Below are 23,172 nucleotides of genomic sequence, written 5' to 3' on the forward strand. Positions count from 1 at the left end.
GTAAGTTTAACCTCGGAAGGAAAAACTTCAACAACAAAATGGATTGTAGAATAATTAAAAATCACTACTAACCAACTATTTTCAAAAATGAGGGCTAACTTTAAAAGTTAGCCCTTTTTTTATAGCTTTTGTTTGACTGTGCCTAAAAGAGATGAGTTTTAAAGATTCTGAAAATAAACTTTTAGAAAACAGGATAGTAAAGGATGGAAATATTCTATCAATTCAATTTATTTGTTTCATCTTCAAGATGAAGTGCTTTTACAAAAACTAAGCAATAATCAAAAATTTGCATTTATTAATTAATTGCAACAAATTATTTAATTGTCTGATTTTAAATGGTTTTTTACTAGGTAAAGACTTTGGACATTAGGACATTAAAACTTTCGACTAATTTAGCCCCTTTTAGTAAATGATTTAAAATTTAATTAATACCAATATCTATGAATTCTTTTTTTAAAAGTGTAATACTTATTTTTATATTTCAAATAAACTTTAGTTTTGAAGCCCACGCTCAGTCAATAGAGTATTTTATTTCGACCAAAGGGAATGATAAAAATCCGGGGACCGAAGCAAAACCATTCGCTACATTAAATCGTGCTCGTGATGTTGTTAGAAATATAAAAAAGGATGGTCCAATAGACATCATCTTGCGCGGAGGAAACTATTTTGTAGACGAAACCCTTGTTCTTAATCCTGAAGATTCCGGAACGGAAGACGCACCAATTACTTGGCGGGCAGCCAAAAACGAAAAAGTAATACTTAGCGGAGGAAAAAGTATTATTGGAAAATGGAAAACAGCAGATGGAAGAGTATGGGTTGTGGATGTTCCTGAAGCAAAAAACAGCAATTGGAATTTCAGACAGTTATTTGTAAATGATAAACGGATGACAAGAGCTCGTTTTCCAAATAAATCCATTTCAAATCCATTTCTATATGCCATCAGTGGTGCGAAATCATATATAAATATTGATAAAACGCTTATTAAAGAGTCCTGGGGAAAAGCAACCGATGCCCAAATCAATATTGTACCCCAATGGAGATTCTTTAACCAGTGGAATACCGTTAAAGATGTTGATGTCGAATCAGGTAAAATTAATCTTGAAAACAGTGAGTTAAATGCCGAGATAATTAAGGGCAACTGGTTTTGGATTGAAGGGGTGAAAGAAGAACTAGACGAAGTAGAAGAGTGGTTTTTAGATAATAATAAGGGAAAGTTGTACTACATACCCGGAAAGGATATAAACCCGAATGAGCAGAATGTAATTGCACCTTACCTTAACCGTATCGTTTATCTTAAAGGGGATGTAGAAAATAAAACCCATGTAAAAAATGTGATTTTCAAAGATATAGCCTTTCAACATACCACATTTACGTTGGGGCATATTGAACCTCGCGTACATACCGATGCAACCATAATGTTTGAGAATGCGAATAAATGTCGCATAGAACAGTGTTCTTTTGAAAATATAGGCGGATATGCTTTATGGCTTCACCTGGACAGTAAAGAAAATATTTTTGACAACAATACCGTGTTGGAATCCGGTGGCGGAGGGGTACTTTTAACCGGCGCTAGTTTTTCGTATATGGACGATAGTAAATTGTATACCCCAGGCGCTGTTGCTGCTACTGTATTTCCCATATTAAACCGAATAACCAATAATACTGTGAAGCATTGTGGCAAAATAAGGTATTATGGAGGCGGGGTGCATCTCGATTCGCGTCCAGCCTCTATGGCAATGGCGCCTGGGAATTATATCGGACATAATTATTTTCAGGATCTTTCCCGTAATGGAATATTTGCCTTCCGAAATCAGGGAGGTAATATTATAGAATACAATGAAATCCACGATGCCATGCAAACAACAATTGATGGCGGCTGTATCCATTTTGCCACTATGAATCATTTGAATGCACCCAACTTTATTTTAAACAATTACCTTTATGATATTTGGGGATACGAGCAACTTCCTGACGGGGTACCCAAAAGACATCTTGGTAATGGCATTTTTCTGGACTGGGCAACTAGTAACACAACCGTAAAAAATAATTATGTTTATAATGCAGCCGGAGAGTCTATTAAAAATATAATGGGGAATTCCAACCTCAGCATTGAAAATAACAAAGAATCAAAAACACGTATTGAGCCGCCTTTTTTGCAAGATATTGGGCCAGGAAATACAGCAACAAATAATATCGATATTTATAAAAATTATCTCACCGGAAGCGTAATTCACTATTCAGATTCAAAATTTGTGGAAATTAAAGGAATATGGAAACCATTAGAGATTAAAGGCTTTTGGAATCTTTTTAACTTTAACATTCTTGAAGCTGATTCGAGTCAACTTTCCGAAATCACTTATTCACTTCCTATTACCGAAGACGGCACGTATCAACTTTCAATCTTATATCTGCCAAATCCTAAAAATGCTTCAAATGTGAAAATTCAAATCCAACATGCCGATGGAGTAAACGATATAATATGGGATATGACTAAGGGAGATAAGTTCGGTTTCTCTGTTGAGATGGGGAAATACCAATTTAAAAAAGGCGGTATCGCAAAAATCAGGATATCTAATCAGGGTGCAAACGGAAAAGTGGTAGCCAATTCGGTTGCTTTTGTGAAGAACTTTAGTGCGGGTACAATTGATGAAAATAAGAAATAGTATTGGGTATCACTACTTTTCTAATTTGTAAACAAAGTAAGACTGTTATAAAGTAAGTAATACGTGTACTAAAGTGTCGTATTCTAATATACGTAATTTATTGTAAGTGGCTGATTTTAAATAGTTTTTGGTTCTACTGGAAATGTTGTGAGAAAGTACGCAGATGAAACGAATTTGCTTCTTTCGACTGCGCTCGAAACGACAAGCAAAACAGATTAAAACGGAATTTATGATTAATAGGCTAACAAAACCATTACAAATGGGCTCTATCTTCATAATTCGTGTCGCAAATTATGATTAGAAAGTAGTCTTTCACAGAAACCTGAAGAACCTTTTTTTTACTATTTAAAGACTTTTGACTTTAGAACATTAAAACTTTCAACTTACTTATAGTAGCCTCTCTTTACATTTGAATGTGAAATATAAAAAAAAGTCTGATTATCCAAATGGAATAATCAGACTTATAGTATAGAAGTCCTTCCCTCAAACTAATAACAAAGTTTAATAAAATTAGAAGAGAAAGCGGTACTTATTTTTGGTTAAAACTGTCAATCATACCATAGTAAGCAGGTTTTGGTTTGTAAGCAAGATCGAAAAGAAGTGGAAAATCAGGATCATTTTTTTTCCATGAAACCGCATCGGAGATACCCCAAGTTGTAATTCCGAATTGTTGATTTTTAGGTATTTCTAACATTACCTTGGTGACATAACTATAAATTCTTTTTTGCGACAATAATAATGCATCTGTTATCACAAATGGTTTAACATTTGAAGGATTTATTTCAACATCTAATTCCGAAATATGAATTTTTAACTTTGTTGAAGCCATAGTATGTATTGTCGTTCTTATGTCAATTTCACTTCTAGAAATCGAGGTATGAAATTGAAGACCTATTCCATTAATTGGAATATTTGAAGCTACAAGTCTATTGGATAAGTTTAGAAGGGCTGTTCTTTTAGGTATAGAATACTCTGTTCCGAATTCATTTATAAATAGAATTGCTTCCGGATCTGCTTCGTGTGCAAATTGAAATGCTAAATCTATATATTCATCTCCTATATTCTGTTTCCATATACTATTTCGTAAAACCCCGGTAGTTTCAAATGGTTCGTTTACGACATCCCAAGATTTTATTTTGCCTTTATAGCGCCCTACGACATCTTGAATGTATTCTTTCATTATCAATATCCACTCTTCCTTGGTGCCTACAAAATTTGAAACCCAGGTAGGAACCCCACTAGCACTATACCAATTTAAAGTATGTCCATGTAATCTTAAATTATTTTGGATTGCAAAATTTACCATATAATCACAATCATCCCAAAAATATTGTTTACGCCCAAGACTTATTCTTGCTGGTTTAAAACAGTTTTCTGCCGTAAGACTTGAGGTATGGTTTATAATTGTTTCTCTATATAAAGCATCTGTTTTAAGAGGACTTGGAGAACAAGCCACTCCAAAAGGAATTGAAGCCTGTTTAAGAGATGTAATATTTATTACAGGCGGAATTACTGGTGGCACCACAATATCAGTATCAGAGTTGGATTTGTCACTTGTGCAAGAAACTAGTATTGTTAGTACTAAAGCGGAAATTAACAGTTTGTTTTTCATGAAATTTTAAATATTTAAGACGTTAAATGTAGTGTTTCCATTCAGGATTCTATCCTGTACTATCCTGTAAACTATGCCTAATTATATATAAGGTTGAAAATAAAATTAAAATAATAAACTATCTCGGGGCAGAACCCCAGAGGTATTAAAAAAACACAGATTTCACAAATTAACACAGATTTTTCTGTGCAAATTTGTGAATTCTGTGTCAAAAAATCGAAGCAGAGCTTCGAGGAATTAAACCTAAAGATATTAAAATAACACACTGCTGAACTTTGCTTGCTATGCCTCATTATTAAAATCGCTATCCAGTGTTTTTGGATATAAAAAACAGAATACAACTGCATTTTTTTTCAGCTATTTCATTCCCTATGAATAGGTGATGCGATCAGATAGTTTAAACTAAAAAAATATAATCCTGTATTAATTTTAATCCGTTTAAGAGATAAGGATAAAAATAATGGTTCTACTGGAAATGTTGTGAGAAAGTACGCAGATGAAACGGATTTGCTTCTCTCGACTGCGCTCGAGATGACAAGCAAAACACTGATAAAAACGGATTTCATCATTAATAGGCTAACAAAACCATTACAAATGGGCTCTATCTTCATAATTCGTGTCGCAAATTATGATTAGAAATTAATCCTTCACACAAATACCTGAAGAACCAAAATAATATTTTAACTTTACATTATTGTTTAAAGAATTTTTTTCAGAATAAAGGGTGCTGTTTTTGAAAGAAAAATTTTATAACCAAGCTTTTTTTTGTTTATTTTACACAAAAACAGTACTTTAGTTCCGCTTATTTTTTTTTAATTTTAATAAAATAATTTGTTCCCTTTTTCGACTGCAGTAACGGTAAATTTTCAAAATCATGAATAATAATAAAAAACTTAAATTTATTGAAATTGACGAGGATTCCAGAATACCTAAATACAGGCAAATTGTAGATTCCATCATCTATAACATTACCATTGGCAAACTCAAAATAGATCAAAAAATACCCTCTATAAATGCTTTTAGTGAAGAATATTATTTGTCAAGAGATACCGTAGAAAGGGCATATACTGTTTTAAAAGAAAAAAATGTTATTAATTCTATTCGAGGAAAGGGATATTATATTGCCACTACAAAAAAATTAATATCCAAGGTAAATGTTCTGTTTTTGATTAATAAACTGAGTTCCTATAAGATGATGATTTATAACTCTTTTATCGATTCAATTGGCCCCTATGCCCATACTGATTTACAAATTTATCATTGTGATGAGAGTCTGTTTTTAAGTATTTTGGAGAAGAATAAATTGGTTTATGACTTTTATGTGATTATGCCCCATTTTAAAACAGAGGAATTAAAACATTTAAGTTATACAGATAGTGTCGTAAAAGCCATCAGTACAATTCCGACTAGAAAACTTATCATATTAGACAATTCAAAGACAGGAATTAGTAGAGAAATTTCTCAGGTCTATCAAGATTTTGAAAACGATATTTATAATGCCTTAAAGGAGGGAGTTGAAAAAATTGCCAAGTACAAAAAAGTAGTTTTAGTGTATCCTGAAAAAGCGGTGTATCCTTATCCAAGGAGGATTTTGACTGGTTTTAAGAAATTTTGCATGGAGTATAATATCGATTTTGAGGTGATTGAACAAATTTATGAAGACATCGTTTTGAAAAAGGGGGATTTATTTATAACTATTGAAGAGATGGACTTAGTTAATCTGGTCAAACAAATTAGAGATGAAAAACTCCTACTAGGCAAAGACATTGGCGTTATTTCCTATAACGATACTCCTTTGAAAGAGTTACTAGGAATTACGGTTATATCAACCGATTTTAAATTTATGGGACAACAAGTCGCTAATATGATTCTCAATATCGAGAAAGGTAAAGTAAAAGCGCCTTTTAATTTCATTGATAGAAATTCTCTTTAACCCGTTGGGTGTACTTGTTTTTTAGAGTTATTGTGTTGCGATTTGTCACACTAGCCAAAACTTCGGGAGTACGAACTATTTTCGTTATATAGTATTCTAAAGGCGTAGGCTGACATTGTAAATTAAATTGATTTCAATTTTGACTTGTTAAATCAATTAATATATCTTGATTGTTCATGTATCTAGTCTTGTTTTCATATTCGAGTCAAGAAGTGAAAATTCCGATTGCTGTTCGATATGGATAGAGCAATTGGTTTCTGGGGACTTTATTTGCCTTTCAGAAAGTGGAAGGCAATCTAAGTTCCCAAGATTTGTCACAGCATCCCATAGTTAAAAAATGGTGGGATTTTATGGCAGATATAATGGAGGTTAATCCAGACAATTCGCCTGTTTCAATTCCGCTTGAGGAAGTTTTTTATTTAAAATAATTGTTAAATAAATGGAGTGTAAAATGTTTTTTGAAGAGGAGGGAAGCCAGAACTTCAAACAATGTATCAATTTGAATTTTAAAGTAATATAACTTTAAACCCATTATTATGAAAATTAAATTACTGTTGTTTTTCTGTTATTTGCAATTTATTCCAAATTCAACTTTTGCCCAATCCAATAAAAAGGAGGGCAATAGGACGTTTTTTGTTAATGCAATGATTAAAATTGCCAATCCTGTTTTGCGTTATTTAAGTACAAATGAACTTAAAAAGAATATGCCAGTGGCTGTTTCTTCTAAACAAGTGGTTGATAGAACCCAATTTGCCCATTTAGAAGCATTTGGCAGAACAGTATCGGGGATGGCGCCTTGGTTGGAATTAGGTCCAGATGCTACTAATGAAGGCAAGTTAAGGGCCGAATACATTCAACTTACTTTAAAATGTATAAAGAATGCCACCGACCCAAATTCGGCAGATTACATGAACTTTAGTGAAGGAGGACAGCCTTTGGTAGATGCTGCTTTTTTGGCACAAGGATTAATAAGAGCGCCCACGCAATTATGGGGAAGACTCGATCAAAAGACACAGAAAAATGTTTTAGACGCACTAAAGCAAACTCGAAAATTAACCCCATTCTATAATAATTGGCTTTTGTTTACAGGAATTATTGAAGCGACAATACTAAAATATGAAGGAGAGGCAGATTTGGTTCGTATTTTATATGCTTTGAATAAGCACAAAGAATGGTATTTAGGAGATGGTGTTTATGGCGACGGGCCAGAATTTCATTGGGATTACTATAATAGCTTTGTGATACATCCTATGTTACTAGATATTTATTCTGTAATAAATGAAAAAAAAGAAAATCTAAAAGAATGGCGATTTCCTGAAACTGTTGAAAAATATGATGTGATTTTAAATCGTGCCAAAAAATACGCCGCTAATCAAGAAAAATTAATTTCACCTGAAGGGACTTATCCTCCCATAGGCAGGTCATTGACATATCGATTTGGAGCTTTTCAAATTTTATCCCAATTGGCACTATTAAATCAATTGCCTGCTGAATTGACTCCAAGTCAGGTTAGATGTGCTTTGCAAGCCGTTGTCGAAAAACAGATGAGTGCTAAAGATATGTTTGATAACGAAGGATGGTTGACCATTGGTTTTTATGGATACCAACCCGAAATGGCCGAAAAATATATTTCAACAGGGAGCTTATATCTTTGTACCGAAGTGTTTTTAGCTCTGGGGTTAAAACCTGAAAGTCCTTTTTGGTCTGATCCAGCATCCGATTGGAGTCAAAAGAAAATATGGTCCAATAGTAAAAAATAAAAAAACCCAAAAACAGGATAGTATCAGGATGATTTTGAGAAATAAAACCTTTACTCTTGTTTCAATTATAAAGGAACCAAACTAAGTTCTTTCAAAATAATTGAAAATAGTAAAAAATGATAATAGGTCTTGTTATCCCATGTTACTTAGATCAATTTTATCCAAAAGTGGCAATAGTAAAAGTCCGAAGTTTGACAGAAACCTTCGGACTTTTATTGTAAGTAGCAATACAGCAATGATTTTTAAGACTTTGAAAAAAAGGTTCTACTGGAAATGTTGTGAGAAAGTACGCAGATGAAACGGATTGCTAAAGCAAAACACTGATAAAAACGGATTTTATCATTAATAGGCTAACAAAACCATTACAAATGGGCTCTATCTTCATAATTTGTGTTGCAATTTATGATTAGAAATTAATCCTTCACACAAATACCTCAAGAACCAAAAAAAATGAAATTAATCCATTATTTTTTTAAATGCTTAACCGTTGCTATTACACCGTCTATTTGTGCCAAAGCATACATTCGACCGTGAAACGAATAGCCGGGATTGTATCCTTTGTCTTGGTCACCCAACATCATTCGACCATGATCGACTCGCATTGGTAATTTTGGATTTACAGTTTCAAATAGGTTGACTAGTTCAATTAAATGACCACGTCCTTCCAGATGTGGCGCCTCAATAAAATTACCGCCTTCTAATGTTTCAGTACTTCTTAGATGCAAAAAATGGGTGCGAGATGCAAATTTTCGTGCCAAGTCAGGAACATTATTCTGCATTCCAGTACTCAATGAACCAGCACAAAAAGTCAAGCCATTGTGTGGATTGTCAACCGCATCCAAAATCCATTGAATGTCTTCCTCGTTTGTTACAATACGCGGTAAACCGAGCATTTGAAAAGGGGGGTCATCAGGATGAATACACATATTGATGCCATATTGTTCACAAACCGGCATAATACGGTTCAAGAAATACCGCAAATTTTCACGCAATTCATTTTTATCGATCTTGTCATAAACTGCAAGCAAGGTGTTGAATTTTGCCACTGGATTTAGGTCTCCTGCTTTTATGTTTCCATTAATAAAGCCTTGCGTTTTTACAATAATAGTGTCTATCAATTGCTCTTTCTCGGCTGCAGTAATAGTTTTGTCTAACTCGTAAACTTTTTCGAGTTCAATGTTACTGTATTCCTTGTCGGCATCTTTCCGATTCAGAATTATGATGTCAAAATAGGCAAATTTAATTTTGTCAAAAAACAAGGTCGAGGTGCCATCTTCCAATTTATATTCTAAGTCGGTTCGAATCCAATCAATAACCGGCATAAAATTATAGCAAATTGTTTTCAAGCCTGATTTGCCTAAATTTTCAAGACTCACAATATAGTTGTCAATGAGTTTGTCCCTGTTTGGGGCATTGTTTTTTATGCCTTCACTTACCGGAAGACTTTCAACAACCGACCAACGCAATCCTGAATCCTCAATGTATTTTTTTAAATCAAGAATGGCTTCTTCTGTCCAAATTTCGCCATTCGGAACATCGTGCAATGCCGAAACGATGCCTTCTACTCCAATTTCTCTAAGCATGGACAACCTAATTTTATCCTTTTTGCCAAACCATCTCCATGTTTTTTCCATAACTATACTCCGCTAAATGCACTAAAACCACCATCAACTGGCAATACCACTCCCGTAATAAAACTTGCCGCATCACTGCACAAAAACTGTACAGTTCCATTCAATTCCGCAATGTCACCGAAACGTCCCATAGGCGTCTTGGCCAATACTTTTACGCTTCTATCTGTAAGAGAACCGTCAGGATTGATAAGAACTGCGCGATTCTGGTCGCCGATAAAAAATCCTGGAGCCAAAGCGTTTACACGAATACCATCGCCATATTTCAGTGCCATTTCCGTAGCCAACCATTGCGTAAAATTGCTAATTCCAGTTTTGGCAACCGAGTAGCCAGGTACGCGAGTTATCGCTGAATAAGCCGCCATGGAAGACATGTTAATAATACTTCCACTTTTTTGTTTCGACATTACGCGTCCAAAAACCATACTAGGAAACACCGTTCCGTTCAAGTTCAAGTTAGTTACTTTGTCCCAATCGCTAATTTTCATGTCAAAAAATTCTTGGTCTGGCATAAGTGTTGCACCCGGAAGATTTCCTCCTGCAATATTCAACAAAATGTCAATTCGACCCCATTTGGACAATACTTCTTTTGCCACATTTTCAAGACTATCCATATCCAGTACATTGCCTACAACTCCAATTATATTACTTCCAAAAACGGAAAGCTCGGCTACTCTTTTATTTAGGTTTTCTTCATGGATGTCAATAGCTACGACTTTTGCTCCAGCTTGCAAAAAACTTTTTGCTATACTTCCGCCAAGAACTCCACCCGCTCCTGTTATTATGGCTATTTTCCCTTCAATACTAAATGCTTCATTCATATCTTGTTTATTTTTAGATTTCTACATCCAAATTTAAGCAGAAGCAAAACTAATTTTAGTTCCTATATTTGCACATACTGATTCTATTTTTGCAAATTAAAGAATATTGACAATGAGAACAATTATGAACGAACGACTTTCTATTTCGAAGTCTTCACCCCTGAAAGCACGTTTTTATGACTACGAGCATTTTACCTATCCTTTGCATTTTCATACAGAATATGAGATAATTTATATTAAAGAAAGTACAGGAACTCGGTTTATTGGCAACAGCATAGCCAAATACGAAGCTGGCGATATAGTACTCATTGGTTCAAATTTGCCTCATTTTTTGAAAAGCGATGAGGTGTATCATTCTGGCACTACTGATTTAAGAGTTAAAGGCACCATAATTCAGTTTGAAAAAGAATTCATGTATTATGCCCTAAATCATTATCCTCAGTTTATCAAAATAAAAAAGCTGTTTCAAGAATCTAAACGAGGAATTTATTTTGCCAATGGACATTTTCCAGAACTGCAGGATATGTTGGAAAAAATACCATTGGAAAAGGGTTTGAATCAACTCCTACTTTTTTTGGAAATTCTCAAAAAAATGTCTGAAACCGAGAATAAACAAACTATTTCCACCTCTGACTTTGTCAATGAAACCATTTATGATACGGCAAGAATAGATAAAATAATATCGTATTTAAACAAAAGCTATACACGCCATGTCAGTCTTGAAGAAATTGCCTCTTTTGCTGCGATGAATGCTTCTGCATTTTGCCGTTATTTCAAAAGCAAAACCGGCAAATCCTTTAAAAACTATATTTTGGATATGCGAATTGGGTATGCGTGCAAACTATTGCTAATGGAAGACATCAGTATTGCTCAGTTAAGCAGCGAATGTGGCTTTGAAACCATTTCCCATTTCAATAAAACATTTAAGAAAAATACGGGCTATGTTCCTTCCCATTATAGAAAGACGATGTTGAATGGCTAATTGTTCATCAAAAAAACTCAATTTACGGCACAAAAAAAACCTTAAAACAGGACAGTACAGGATAACTTTGAGAAAAAAAACCAATACTCTTGTTACAATTCTGAACGGGTCAAAATAAGTTCATTTAAAATAAGGGTTCTACTGGAAATGTTGTGAGAAAGTTCGCAGATGAAACGGATTTGCTTCTCTCGACTGCGCGCGAGATGACAAGCAAAACACTGATAAAAACGGATTTTATCATTAATAGGCTAACAAAACCATTACAAATAGGCTCTGTCTTCATAATTCGTGTCGCAAATTAGGATTAGAAATTAATCCTTCACACAAATACCTGAAGAACCAAAATAATCCGCAATATTGAAAAATAGTAAAAAAAAAATGATAATAGGACTTTTTATCCCATGTTACGTAGATCAATTTTATCCAAAAGTGGCAATAGCTACCTATGAGTTATTACAAAAATTAGGTTGTGATGTTCGTTTTCCAATGAATCAAACCTGCTGTGGACAGCCCATGGCTAATAGTGGATACGAACATTTATCCAAAGGATGTGATGTTAATTTCGTCGCTAATTTTGCTGAATTTGACTATATTGTTTGTCCTTCGGGGAGTTGTGTTCTGCATGTAAAAGAACATTTGCATGACGAAAACAACAAAGAATTGGCCTCGAAAATTAGAAAACGTGTTTTTGAATTAACAGAATTCATTACGGATATTTTAAAAGTCGAAAGCATCGTTGGCAATTTTCCTCACAAGGTCGGTTTGCACCAAAGTTGCCACGGACAGCGCGGATTGAAACTCTCGCAAATGAGCGAATTAAACGCACCATTTTTCTCTAAGCCAGAACAATTATTAAGTAAAATCAAAGGAATAGAACTCGTATCATTAAACAGGAAAGACGAGTGTTGTGGTTTTGGAGGTACTTTCTGTGTTACCGAAGAAGCTATTTCAGTAAAAATGGGACAAGATCGTATTAGAGACCACGAGGAGCATGATGTAAAATACATTACAGGATTTGACATGTCTTGTTTAATGCATTTGGAAGGGATTTTGCGAAGAGAAGAAAGCCCAATAAAAACCATTCACATCGCTGAAATATTGAACTCTAAATAATGAAAAACACCTTATCACATAGCGAAGCTGCCACCGTTTTCAATAAAGATGTCAAACGGGTAGATTGGCACGATGAAACCCTTTGGTTTGTTCGTGAAAAAAGAGATAAAGCCGCTCACCAAATCCCAGAATGGGAATTGCTTAGAGAAACTGCCTCGCAAATAAAAAACAATGTACTTTCGAATATTAGTGACTATTTACTTGAATTTGAATCGAATGCCCTAAAAAATGGCATCGTTATTCATTGGGCAGCTGATGGCGATGAACACAATAAAATTATACATTCCATTTTAGAAAAACACGGAGTGAAGCAGATGGTAAAGTCAAAATCAATGCTCACCGAAGAGTGTGATTTGAATGACTATTTGTCCAAAAAAGGGATCGATGTTATCGATACTGATCTAGGAGAACGAATCGTTCAATTAAGAAACGAGCCGCCAAGTCACATCGTTTTACCTGCAATTCACCTCAAAAAAGAAGATGTAAGTGATACTTTTCATCAGTATCTTGGAACCGAAAAAGGAAATAATGACCCTAAATATTTGACTGAAGCAGCACGGTTGCATCTAAGAGATACTTTCTTAACTAGAAAAGTGGCCTTGACGGGTGTGAATTTTGCTATTGCAGAAACAGGTGAAATTGTGGTTTGCACCAATGAAGGAAATGCCGATATGGGGGTACATCTTGCCGATGTTCATATTGCTTGTATGGGATTTGAAAAAATAATTCCTTTACGAAAACACTTGAGCGTCTTTCTACGATTATTGGCCAGAAGTGCTACCGGACAACCTATTACCACATTTTCTAGTCATTTCAAAAAACCAAGAGAAGGACAAGAAATGCATATCGTTATTGTCGATAATGGCAGAAGCACTCAATTAGGAAGAGAAGATTTTAGAAACTCATTAAAATGCATCCGTTGCGCTGCCTGTATGAATACCTGTCCTGTATATAGACGAAGCGGCGGACACAGTTATCATACAGCCGTGGCAGGACCAATAGGCTCCATACTAGCCCCTAACCTGGATATGAGTAAAAATGCAGATTTGCCTTTTGCCAGTACCCTTTGTGGCTCTTGTACAAATGTTTGTCCTGTAAAAATTGATATTCACGACCAATTGTATAAATGGCGTCAGGTTTTAGTCAAAGAAGGCTATACAACAAAATCCAAAACCATCTCGATGAAAGTGATGGCTTCGGTTCTTGGAAATTCAAAGATTTTTAGTTTGGCTGGAAAAGCAGGAAGGTTTTTTATTAAACACCTGCCTTTTGTGGTGAGTAACAGTTTAAATCCTTGGTACAAACAAAGAGAAATGCCTGCGCCACCTGAGGAATCTTTTAGAGAATGGTATAAGAAAAACGGAAAAGAATTTAAAGAGAATAACAATGAGTAGCAGAGCCACTATTTTAGAAAAAATAAAAAAAAATCAGCCATCAGTAGTGAGTGAATTGCCTAGTTTGACTTTTTTAGGTTTAGACACTTTCGACCTTCACGAAAAGTATAAAATGGTCTTGAAAAGCATAGGCGGAGATTTTGTCGATGTTCAAGATTACAATGCCATAATTGAATTCGTAAAGAAAAATTATGACACCGAAAAACGGATTATTACCACTGTGCCGGAACTTGCTGAAATAGCAACGATTGATTGGTTCAATGACGATCCACATACCTTAGAAGATGTTGAATTGACAATAGTAAAAGCTCATTTTGGTGTAGCTGAAAATTCGGCTCTTTGGGTAACGGATGCTATTTTAGGACAAAGGGTTTCTACTTTTATCCCTCAATTTTTGGCTATAATTGTCAATAAGAATGATATTCTGGCTACGATGCATCAAGCCTATGAACGTATAGGAAGCCAAGAATATGGTTTTGGAACTTTTATAGCAGGACCGTCCAAAACCGCAGATATTGAGCAATCCTTAGTGTTAGGAGCACACGGGGCAAGAGGTTTGATGGTGTTTTTGATGGAATAATAAATGCTATAATTCAAAAAAAATCAATCCTATTTATAATAACTATTCGGGTATTTGTATGAAATTTTTAGTTGCAATGCTAATTGGTTTTTTTTACTGTAGATAGTATTGCTCAGCCTCAAAAAAAACTTTTGATCAGCATAGAAGAATACTTGAGGAAATTGAGGTTGATTCTGTAACATCCGATTTTCCAGTGGAATTCAGTATGGTAAACTCCAGGAAATGGCAGTTTATTGCTTATTATAATAAAAACAGGGAATTAACGGTAGCCTCTAGGAAATTAGCAGAAAAAAAATGGAAAATTAGTCTGGTTTCTAATTGGGATTATCGTTGGGATTTTTCGGGTTCGGGTACAATGGAACGTGAAATCAAAATTAATGAAGCAAAATTTTGCCTGATGGCAGCATCAATATCAAATATTGGCCTATTAAAAAAGGGTATGGAGAGCTTTTGATCGATAAAACTAATTTAGCACTACTGGCGGAGAAAGTTTTGTTGGAAAAAATCAACTCCCAAAGAAAGAAAACGATGCTATTATTGTCTCCGAAAAATTGATTATTTTAGTAAGAGCTAAGCTTTTGAATAAATTTTAACAGTTTTTTTTCATTCAAAATAAAGATATTGCAATTTAAATAATTATGCCCAAAACAGGTTGAAAACAATATTTATCCTGTGATAGCAAGAAAAGTATATTGCTATTTTTTTTATTTGTTAGTATTTAAATTTAATTTTTGAAAATAAATATAACTTGGTTAAATTATGCAGGATAGTGCAGGATAGAATTCCAAGTTTTTAATATATAATTTGTAGGAATTAATCAAAAAAAAATTATGAAAAACACCAAATCAACTTATTTTACAATTTTAGGAACGTGTTTCTTATTTTGTTCTTTTGTTCAGGACACAACAACAACCTATACTGAAGTCGGCACAAATGTGTCGTGGGATCTACTAAAAAATACATTATTAGCAAGTACTACTTCAGTTACTGGTTCTACAATAGATGTTGCAAATTTTGAGTATGAAACTTGCTCCTGTATTCCCGAAATCAATCCAGCTATAAAATTACACACTTTATCTGACACTTCAATCTCAAATATAACTAATTGGAAAAGATGGTTTCAGACCGATGGTAATACGCAGGTTTTCAGGTTATTTACTGGCGAATATTCAATTGTCGATTCTAGGGGCGAGCATCCAAGAATTGAAGCATATTCTAATGCGGCGAACAATTATACTTATGATTCAACCAAATGGCATGTGTTTAAGGCTAAATACTCTCCGATTTATATAGCAAATAGCGCTTGTATTTTTCAGGCAAAGAATACGGTTGATGATTGGGCATTGATGATTGTTTGTACTAGTAATGGAAACATTAAATATACAAAAAGAAATGGGACAGAATTAACATTAGAAAATGGCATGATGGGAAAAAGCTTCGATATAATGGTGAAGGATGACGGTAAAAATTATAAATTATACTACAATGGTGTTGTGAGAGATTCTGGATCTTATACCAGAAATACCGGTTACAATCAATTCAGATGGGGGTTTTATCTTTCAGAAACTATGACAGGTAACAATATGATGTTTGTAACAGGTGCTACATTTGGCGTTGAAAACAAATAAAATTGTCAATTAATGTAAGTAAGTCGAAAGTTTTAAAGTCATAAAGTCAAAAGAAGCAATAGATTTAGAGTACTTTGATCAGGAATCCAAATTTAAAGAAATAAATTAATAGTGTAAAAAGCAGTTAAACCTTAAAAACCTTACTATCTAGGACATCTTGGCTTAGAGCGATCTCATAAGTATTTGTATTTATACTTTTTATGCTAAAAAGTTCAAAACATCGACGCTAAATCATAATCAGCTCAGTGCCAAATATAATATTTCGGATTTGAAAGAGGGTCGTTATTAGGCTAATCAGAAAACGTTTTTAATACTATTTTTTCTGTACGTATGTATGTATGTATGTATGTATGAATGTATGTATGTATGTATGTGGAACTCACTTACGAAGTAGAAAAATTTAAAATAACAATCTCTTTGTTCAAACACTATCTCTTATCAAAGAAAATGTATAAAAAAAAATGAAGCCTATTTGTAATAACTATTCTGGAATTTATGTCAAATTTTTAGTTGCACTCTTTATCGGGGGTTTTTACTCTGTAGCTAGTATTGCTCAGCCTCAAAAAAAAAATTTTGATCAGCATATAAGAATACTTGAGGAAATTGAGGTTGATTCTGTAACATCCGATTTTCCAGTCGAATTCAGTATGGTAAACTCCAGGAAATGGCAGTTTATTGCTTATTATAATAAAAACAGGGAATTAACGGTAGCCTCTAGGAAATTAGCAAAAAAAAAATGGAACTACGCTATATTGCCCACAAAAGTTGGTTGGGATAGCCATAACTCTATAGCGATGGCATTAGATAAGAATAATTGTTTGCATATCAGTGGTAACATGCATGCAGATTCTATGGTGTATTTTAAAACTTCCTTACCCAATGATATAGCAACATTTGAAAAAATAGTTCCAATTGTATCATCCGCAGACGAATTAAAATGTACTTACCCTGTTTTTATTAAAGATCCCAATAATAGACTTGTCTATTCTTATAGAAAAGGGGGCAGTGGTAATGGCAATACGATATTAAATAGCTATAATGAAAAAAAATCCACTTTTAGCAGGCTAACTGATCAACCCTTATTTGATGGACTGGGTGAAATGAGTGCTTATCCAGGTGGACCAATTGTTGGGCCTGATGGTTATTATCATATCTATTGGTTATGGCGGGACACACCAAGGTGTGAAACAAATCATGATTTGTCTTATGCACGAAGTAAAGATTTAATTCATTGGGAAACCCTAAATGCAACCAAGATATTATTGCCGATAACTCCAATGAACAAAGTAGTTACTGTTGATCCTGTGCCTGCGAAAGGCGGTGCAATTAATGGTGCATCCTATCTCTTTTTTGACCCAAATAAACAGCCTCTAATTGCCTATATGAAATACGATTCTCTTGGAATAAGTCAGATTTATATTGCTAAGGCAATTGATAAAAAATGGAAAATTAGTCTGGTTTCTAATTGGGATTATCGTTGGGATTTTTCGGGTTCGGGTACAATGGAACGTGAAATCAAAATAAATGAAGCAAAAGTTTTGCCTGATGGCAAAATCAAGATCAAATATTGGCATATTAAAAAAGGGTATGGAGAGCTTTTAATCGATAAAACTAATTTAACACTAATAGCAGACAACCTTATAAACCCTGATGAAGATTTGGAATATCCATTACCTCTAATGGAGCCTGTTTCTAAAATTGAAGGGATGTCTGTTAAATGGCTTAAGACTCCCTCATCTGCAAGCCCAAAAGAATATTATGGATTACGTTGGGAAACTTCAGGGATACAACGCTACAATCAAAAACCCGAAAAGGCAGTTACTCCATCATTAATGAAGTTGTATCGGTTTTCTAAAGATTGAAATTAACGAATTAAAATTAATATTATTATGAAAAAGGCACTCCAATTATTTTTATTTATTCCACTATTTTTACTGGGATTCCAAAGCATTGCACAGCAAAAAATAGAAAAAAAATACCAGTTATGGTATAACAAGCCAGCACCAAATAGAGGTGGCGACATGAATATTATAAAAGCCAAGGGCAAACCTTATGATGATGATTGGGAAAACTGGTCTTTGCCTATCGGAAATGGGTATTTAGGAGCGAGCTTGTTTGGCAGAACAGATACTGATCGAATACAACTAACCGAAAATAGCCTGAGTAATTTAGGCTTATACGGCATTGGAAGTCTTACCAATTTTGCAGAAATAATAATGGATTTCAATCATCTAAATAGTTCAAATTATGTTCGCTCTTTGGATCTAGATGATGCGGTTTCACGTGTAAAATACACATGCGATAATGTAAACTATACAAGAGAATATTTTGCTAGTTATCCGGATAAAGTTATGGTTATAAAGTTAACAGCAGACCAGGCTTCCAAAATTAGCTTTACGATGCGCCCCTATATTCCTTATTTGCGAGCAACTAATGAATTAAAAGACGGTAGAACAGGACACGTATTTGCTTCTAATAATACCATAACTCTATCAGGTAATATGCAATATTACAACATTGATTATGAGGGTCAGATTAAAGTGATTCCTATTGGAGGCACTATTATCTGTAAAAACGATGAACAAAACGATCACGGACAAATAGAAGTCGTTAAAGCAGATAGCGTTGTAATATTAGTTTCCATAGGCACTAACTATCAAATGAAATCCTCGGTATTTTTAGAGCCTGATGGGTCACAAAAGTTAAAGAATTTTCCACATCCGCATGCTAAGGTGCAAAATAATATAGAGGAGGCATCCCAAAAAACGTATTCCCAATTATTAGAATCGCATCTCAAAGATTATCAAACACTTTTTTCCCGTGCTCGATTTAATTTAACCGATAAATTACCTACTATTCCAACAGATGAATTATTGGATAATTATAAAAAAGGGATTCCTGATCGGTATCTAGAGGAACTTTATTTTCAGTTTGGCAGGTATTTATTAATTTCAAGCTCGCGTAAGGGTACATTGCCCTCAAATTTACAAGGTATTTGGACACAGTACGATGTGTCGCCATGGACTTCAGGATATTGGCACAATGTTAATGTTCAAATGAATTATTGGCCGGTTTTTAATACCAATCTGGCAGAATTATTTACTTCTTATGAAGATTATAATAAAGCATTTAGAGAGATGGCAGTTAAAAATGCAGACGATTATATAAAACGGATTAATCCTTCAAAATACGATAGTGTTTCAGGAAATAATGGTTGGTGTATAGGCACTGGCGCAAGCCCTTATGCTATTCAGGCGCCAGGTGGACATTCTGGGCCTGGTACGGGTGGGTTTACGACAAAGCTTTTCTGGGATCAATATGATTTTACAAGAGATGACAACCTGTTAAAAAAATCAGATTACCCTACGATGCTTTCCATGGCAAAGTTTTTGTCAAAAACCGTGAAAGACACTTTGGGATTCTATCTAGCAAGCCCTTCTGCTTCTCCGGAACAAAGACAAAATAAAGAATATTACCAGACGGTAGGATGTGCTTTTGATCAGCAAATGATTTACGAGAGCATAAATGATGTGTTAAAAGCAGCAAAATTGCTGAAAGACAATGACAAAGCCTTAGGTATTATTAAGAATCAGATGGGTAAGTTAGATCCGATTCAAGTTGGATGGTCGGGTCAGATAAAAGAATATAGAGAAGAGAAAAAATATGGGGAAATTGGGGAATATAAACACCGCCATATCTCTCAATTAGTTGGATTGTATCCGGGTACTATCATCAATTCGCAAACGCCCGCCTGGATTGATGCAGCAAAAAAAACCCTTACAGAACGAGGTAATATATCAACGGGTTGGGCAATGGCGCATAGATTAAATACTTGGGCTAGAACAAAAGATGGGGATACCTCCTTTTTATTATTGCAAAACTTATTACAAAAAACAACGAATAAGAATCTTTGGAATACGCATCCTCCTTTTCAAATTGATGGTAATTTTGGAGGGACCGCAGGAATCGCCGAAATGCTTTTACAAAGTCATGAGGGCTATATTGAGCCGCTGGCCGCATTACCAAGTGTTTGGAAAAGCGGAAACTATTCTGGATTAGTAGCAAGAGGTAATTTTGAGGTTTCGGCAGCATGGGAGAATGAGCACGCTGAAATAATTGAAATTATTTCTAAAGTAGGTGGAATTTGTAAAATAAAGTATCCTAATATTAGCAGAGCCACAGTAAAGAACAATTTAGATAATGTTGTAGCGTTTAAAGTAATAACTAAAGATCTCATTTCTTTTTCAACCCAGAAGAATGACTCTTTTTCAATTTCAAACATCCCTTTACAAACAAAAGTAATTGCTCCTGATGGTTTGGAAGTACAAAAAGAGAATAATGCAAACGTCCAAATTTACTGGAAGCCTAGCGTAGATGCAGCGCATTATAAAGTTTATATTGCCAATAACAGTGAACCATCCTATACTTTAATTTCTACCGTAAAAAAAAGCAATCAATTTGCATTTAAGCCCAGCCAGTTTAATAAAATCGAAAGAGCTACCATTAAAGTAACCGCCGTAAATAAAGACGGACAAGAAAGCATGGGTGTATTGGCTTATTTTGTTCAATAAGTCTCCAAACCATTTATGATTGAGCTTATGAATTGTATATAAGAAAAATAGTTTTAGTATTAAAATGGGAGTGTATTATCATTTGGTACTAGACATAAGTATTTAATAATGTGGATAATAATCTTTAGGAATATAATTTAAATTAACTTTTATGAAAGTAACATTAACTCAACAACAAATTCAATCGTATCAAGAAAATGGGTTTCTTCTGGTAGATGATTTTTTAAATGAAGCGGAACTTTCTTTTTGGCGTAAAGCTGTAACGGAAGCGATACATCAGCGTGATGGCAAAAAAATGCCGGGCAGCGATCTCAAGATAGGTGAAGATGATGGTCTCAATGAAGACTTCGATTACTATGGAAAAGTATTTGACCAGATGATGAACTTATGGCAAACAAATGATGATGTAAAAAAGATAATGCTGGATGAAAATATTGGTAAGATGGTGGCCGACTTAGCTGGTTGGGAAGGTACCAGAATATGGCATGACCAGGCTTTGATAAAACGTCCTTGGGGGAATCCAACTTCATGGCACTTAGATACTCCTTTCTGGTCTTTTAGTGACAGGCGGGCAATATCGATTTGGGTGGCGTTAGATGATGCCACTTATGAAAATGGTTGTCTGTATTTTATACCTGGTTCCTATCATACTACTACTTATGAAAATCCAAATATTGGAAAAAATATGGATGCTGTTTTTGACTTTTATCCTCAATTTATTAAATCGAAATCTGTAGCAGTGCCAATGAAAGCAGGAAGTTGTTCCTTTCATAACGGCTTAACTATTCATGGTGCAGGCGCTAATATGACCAATGGTTTCCGTAGGGCAATGACCTGTGCTTATATGCCTGATGGTGCTACGTTCAATGGTATTAAAAACATTTTGAGCGAGGAACAGCTAAGTAAATTAAAAATTGGCGACTTGCTAAATGATGAAATGCAAAACCCATTAATTTATTCTAATTTCAAATAGTTTATTGATGAAGCTATTAATACTTTGTCCGCAATGGGGGAATGAGCATTTACCTTTGGAAGAATTTTTTTCGAAAGTAAAAGAAGCAGGTTATGATGGCATAGATGCCCCGCTTCCGGAAGACATAAATGATAAGAAAAATTTCATATCGCTTTTGGATCAGTATAAATTGGTTGCTGTTAGCCATCAGCATCAGGCTAAAGGAGATACAATTAAGGAATATTGCAAATCGCTCGAATATTATTTATCTCATTCGTTAGAGTGTAATCCCCTGTTAATAAATTCGCATTCCGGCAGAGATTATTTTACACTTGAGGAACAACTAAAAGTAATTGATACGGTAGAGGAGTTTTCAATTAAAAATAATATAACCGTAGCTCATGAAACTCATAGAGGAAGAATTGGGTTTAGTCCATACAATGCTATGGAATTATTTAACCTAAGACCTGCTATGAAAATAACAGCCGATTTTTCTCATTGGACTTGTGTTACAGAAAGTTTTTTGGAGCAATCTTCTGCAATTGTTGAGGAAGCTATTACTAGAACAAAGCATATTCATGCCAGAGTTGGTTTTACTCAAGGACCTCAAATACCAGATCCCAGGTTAGCGGAATGGCAACAGCCTGTTGAATTCTTTTTTAAAATTTGGGAACAAATTATTGAGTATCAAAAATCAAAGAAAGTCGATTTTTTCACCATCACAACAGAGTTTGGGCCGCCCCCATACATGTGGACAAAAACTATCGACAACACTCCTATTGTAAGCCAATGGGAAATTAATCTTTTTATGAAAGATTTGTTGAAACAGAAATTTATCCTCTAATTTAAAAACACTTCTGGGAAGTAAGAAATAAAACACGCTCTATTTGTTAGCCAGCTATTCCAAGCTGCAGGGATTTTAAATAGTAAACAGTAGGATAACTATGGTATCAAAAAAAAAGGAACTTAGCCACTAAGCCTTGTTCCTTTGTTACCAAAAATATTGGATATACTCTGAGAATATAAGTAAGTCGAAAGTTTTAATGTCCTAGAGTCAAAAGTCTAGAAATAGTAAATGTCTATTTAAAATCAGCCTTTTGAAAAAAAATTAATATTTTAAAATACGACACTTTATAACCGTTACCTCTTAGATATAATAAAAAAGCCGTTTAAATAGTATTTAAACGGCTTCTTATTAATATGGATTTTATTGCCAACCCGGATTTTGTTTTAATTGTTGGTTTAAGCCCAACTCTATGGTAGGGAAAGGAAAAAGGTAATCTCTCGCAGGATCAAACTTTCTAATTACTGTAAAAACTTTAAGATAGCCATTTTCATTAATTGGAGTCAAATTTGTTCTTGCGGTAAAATCAGAATAGTAATAGCTTCCTAGAATAGGTTTAGGAAGTTCTATTTCGGCAGTTTTCCATCTAATTAAATCCCAATAGCGGAAACCTTCAAGGGCAAGCTCCACTCTGCGTTCTCTTCTTATTTCATCTCTCATGCTTAAACCGTTAGTAGTCACAAAAGCA

The 23,172-nt window shown here is 34.4% G+C and carries 18 protein-coding genes; 14 read left to right on the top strand and 4 right to left on the bottom strand.

Annotated features, from left to right (window positions below):
- Positions 1-440: 440 nt before the first annotated feature.
- Positions 441-2,663 (top strand): right-handed parallel beta-helix repeat-containing protein, encoded by a 2,223-nt coding sequence (locus tag ACKVOD_RS10845; protein ID WP_409209488.1) that lies wholly within the window; start codon positions 441-443, stop codon positions 2,661-2,663.
- A 529-nt stretch (positions 2,664-3,192) separates the two neighbouring features.
- On the opposite strand, the gene ACKVOD_RS10850 is transcribed toward ACKVOD_RS10845, so the two are convergent.
- A complete protein-coding gene (locus tag ACKVOD_RS10850) occupies positions 3,193-4,275 on the bottom strand; it encodes an endo-1,4-beta-xylanase (protein WP_409209489.1) in 1,083 nt (360 codons plus the stop codon).
- An 874-nt stretch (positions 4,276-5,149) separates the two neighbouring features.
- Here ACKVOD_RS10850 and ACKVOD_RS10855 point away from each other — a divergent pair.
- From ACKVOD_RS10855 to ACKVOD_RS10865, 3 genes are all read left to right on the top strand, one after another.
- Positions 5,150-6,208: a GntR family transcriptional regulator gene (locus ACKVOD_RS10855; protein WP_409209490.1), complete on the top strand. Its 1,059-nt coding sequence runs from the start codon at positions 5,150-5,152 to the stop codon at positions 6,206-6,208.
- Between the two features lie 257 nt (positions 6,209-6,465).
- Positions 6,466-6,636, top strand: coding sequence for an L-rhamnose mutarotase (locus ACKVOD_RS10860; protein ID WP_409209505.1), 171 nt, complete (start codon positions 6,466-6,468; stop codon positions 6,634-6,636).
- 108 nt (positions 6,637-6,744) lie between these two features.
- Positions 6,745-7,968, top strand: coding sequence for a DUF2264 domain-containing protein (locus ACKVOD_RS10865; RefSeq protein WP_409209491.1), 1,224 nt, complete (start codon positions 6,745-6,747; stop codon positions 7,966-7,968).
- Positions 7,969-8,432: 464 nt separating this feature from the next.
- Here ACKVOD_RS10865 and uxuA read toward each other — a convergent pair whose 3' ends face one another.
- A complete protein-coding gene (uxuA, locus tag ACKVOD_RS10870) occupies positions 8,433-9,602 on the bottom strand; it encodes a mannonate dehydratase (protein WP_409209492.1) in 1,170 nt (389 codons plus the stop codon).
- Positions 9,603-9,604: 2 nt separating this feature from the next.
- The gene (locus ACKVOD_RS10875; RefSeq protein WP_409209493.1) at positions 9,605-10,420 is read right to left on the bottom strand and encodes an SDR family oxidoreductase; all 816 of its coding nucleotides are present in this window, start codon (positions 10,418-10,420) and stop codon (positions 9,605-9,607) included.
- 112 nt (positions 10,421-10,532) lie between these two features.
- Between ACKVOD_RS10875 and ACKVOD_RS10880 the strand changes: the two genes are divergently transcribed.
- The 10 genes from ACKVOD_RS10880 (at position 10,533) to ACKVOD_RS10925 (ending at position 22,484) form a co-directional block, all read left to right on the top strand.
- Entirely contained in the window at positions 10,533-11,402 is an 870-nt protein-coding gene (locus ACKVOD_RS10880; protein ID WP_409209494.1) for an AraC family transcriptional regulator, read from the top strand.
- A 378-nt stretch (positions 11,403-11,780) separates the two neighbouring features.
- Positions 11,781-12,515 carry a (Fe-S)-binding protein gene (locus tag ACKVOD_RS10885; protein ID WP_409209495.1) on the top strand — a complete coding sequence of 245 codons (735 nt, stop codon included), beginning with the start codon at positions 11,781-11,783 and terminating at the stop codon, positions 12,513-12,515.
- A complete protein-coding gene (locus ACKVOD_RS10890; protein WP_409209496.1) occupies positions 12,515-13,909 on the top strand; it encodes a lactate utilization protein B in 1,395 nt (464 codons plus the stop codon). The genes ACKVOD_RS10885 and ACKVOD_RS10890 overlap by 1 nt, the downstream gene beginning before the upstream one ends.
- The gene (locus ACKVOD_RS10895; protein WP_409209497.1) at positions 13,902-14,489 is read left to right on the top strand and encodes a lactate utilization protein C; all 588 of its coding nucleotides are present in this window, start codon (positions 13,902-13,904) and stop codon (positions 14,487-14,489) included. The genes ACKVOD_RS10890 and ACKVOD_RS10895 overlap by 8 nt, the downstream gene beginning before the upstream one ends.
- A 205-nt stretch (positions 14,490-14,694) precedes the next feature.
- Positions 14,695-14,943 (top strand): hypothetical protein, encoded by a 249-nt coding sequence (locus tag ACKVOD_RS10900; RefSeq protein WP_409209498.1) that lies wholly within the window; start codon positions 14,695-14,697, stop codon positions 14,941-14,943.
- Positions 14,944-15,319: 376 nt separating this feature from the next.
- Positions 15,320-16,117, top strand: coding sequence for a hypothetical protein (locus ACKVOD_RS10905; RefSeq protein WP_409209499.1), 798 nt, complete (start codon positions 15,320-15,322; stop codon positions 16,115-16,117).
- Between the two features lie 461 nt (positions 16,118-16,578).
- Entirely contained in the window at positions 16,579-17,979 is a 1,401-nt protein-coding gene (locus ACKVOD_RS10910; protein WP_409209500.1) for a BNR repeat-containing protein, read from the top strand.
- A gap of 27 nt (positions 17,980-18,006) precedes the next feature.
- A complete protein-coding gene (locus ACKVOD_RS10915) occupies positions 18,007-20,688 on the top strand; it encodes a glycosyl hydrolase family 95 catalytic domain-containing protein (protein ID WP_409209501.1) in 2,682 nt (893 codons plus the stop codon).
- 151 nt (positions 20,689-20,839) lie between these two features.
- Positions 20,840-21,661, top strand: a complete 822-nt coding sequence (locus ACKVOD_RS10920) for a phytanoyl-CoA dioxygenase family protein (RefSeq protein WP_409209502.1) — start codon at positions 20,840-20,842, stop codon at positions 21,659-21,661.
- Between the two features lie 7 nt (positions 21,662-21,668).
- A complete protein-coding gene (locus tag ACKVOD_RS10925; protein WP_409209503.1) occupies positions 21,669-22,484 on the top strand; it encodes a sugar phosphate isomerase/epimerase family protein in 816 nt (271 codons plus the stop codon).
- Between the two features lie 363 nt (positions 22,485-22,847).
- On the opposite strand, the gene ACKVOD_RS10930 is transcribed toward ACKVOD_RS10925, so the two are convergent.
- Positions 22,848-23,172: RagB/SusD family nutrient uptake outer membrane protein (locus ACKVOD_RS10930; protein ID WP_409209504.1), on the bottom strand; the 325-nt coding region annotated here is incomplete at its 5' end.

Origin of the sequence: Flavobacterium sp., from assembly GCF_046155325.1 — a bacterium.
GTDB lineage: Bacteria > Bacteroidota > Bacteroidia > Flavobacteriales > Flavobacteriaceae > Flavobacterium.

Bases quoted from the DNA above. Each gene is read 5' to 3' on its own strand.
- ACKVOD_RS10845 (WP_409209488.1), top strand. From the start codon at position 441: ATGAATTCTTTTTTTAAAAGTGTAATACTTATTTTTATATTTCAAATA.
- ACKVOD_RS10850 (WP_409209489.1), bottom strand. From the start codon at position 4,275: ATGAAAAACAAACTGTTAATTTCCGCTTTAGTACTAACAATACTAGTT.
- ACKVOD_RS10855 (WP_409209490.1), top strand. From the start codon at position 5,150: ATGAATAATAATAAAAAACTTAAATTTATTGAAATTGACGAGGATTCC.
- ACKVOD_RS10865 (WP_409209491.1), top strand. From the start codon at position 6,745: ATGAAAATTAAATTACTGTTGTTTTTCTGTTATTTGCAATTTATTCCA.
- uxuA (WP_409209492.1), bottom strand. From the start codon at position 9,602: ATGGAAAAAACATGGAGATGGTTTGGCAAAAAGGATAAAATTAGGTTG.
- ACKVOD_RS10875 (WP_409209493.1), bottom strand. From the start codon at position 10,420: ATGAATGAAGCATTTAGTATTGAAGGGAAAATAGCCATAATAACAGGA.
- ACKVOD_RS10880 (WP_409209494.1), top strand. From the start codon at position 10,533: ATGAGAACAATTATGAACGAACGACTTTCTATTTCGAAGTCTTCACCC.
- ACKVOD_RS10885 (WP_409209495.1), top strand. From the start codon at position 11,781: ATGATAATAGGACTTTTTATCCCATGTTACGTAGATCAATTTTATCCA.
- ACKVOD_RS10890 (WP_409209496.1), top strand. From the start codon at position 12,515: ATGAAAAACACCTTATCACATAGCGAAGCTGCCACCGTTTTCAATAAA.
- ACKVOD_RS10895 (WP_409209497.1), top strand. From the start codon at position 13,902: ATGAGTAGCAGAGCCACTATTTTAGAAAAAATAAAAAAAAATCAGCCA.
- ACKVOD_RS10900 (WP_409209498.1), top strand. From the start codon at position 14,695: ATGGTAAACTCCAGGAAATGGCAGTTTATTGCTTATTATAATAAAAAC.
- ACKVOD_RS10905 (WP_409209499.1), top strand. From the start codon at position 15,320: ATGAAAAACACCAAATCAACTTATTTTACAATTTTAGGAACGTGTTTC.
- ACKVOD_RS10910 (WP_409209500.1), top strand. From the start codon at position 16,579: ATGAAGCCTATTTGTAATAACTATTCTGGAATTTATGTCAAATTTTTA.
- ACKVOD_RS10915 (WP_409209501.1), top strand. From the start codon at position 18,007: ATGAAAAAGGCACTCCAATTATTTTTATTTATTCCACTATTTTTACTG.
- ACKVOD_RS10920 (WP_409209502.1), top strand. From the start codon at position 20,840: ATGAAAGTAACATTAACTCAACAACAAATTCAATCGTATCAAGAAAAT.
- ACKVOD_RS10925 (WP_409209503.1), top strand. From the start codon at position 21,669: ATGAAGCTATTAATACTTTGTCCGCAATGGGGGAATGAGCATTTACCT.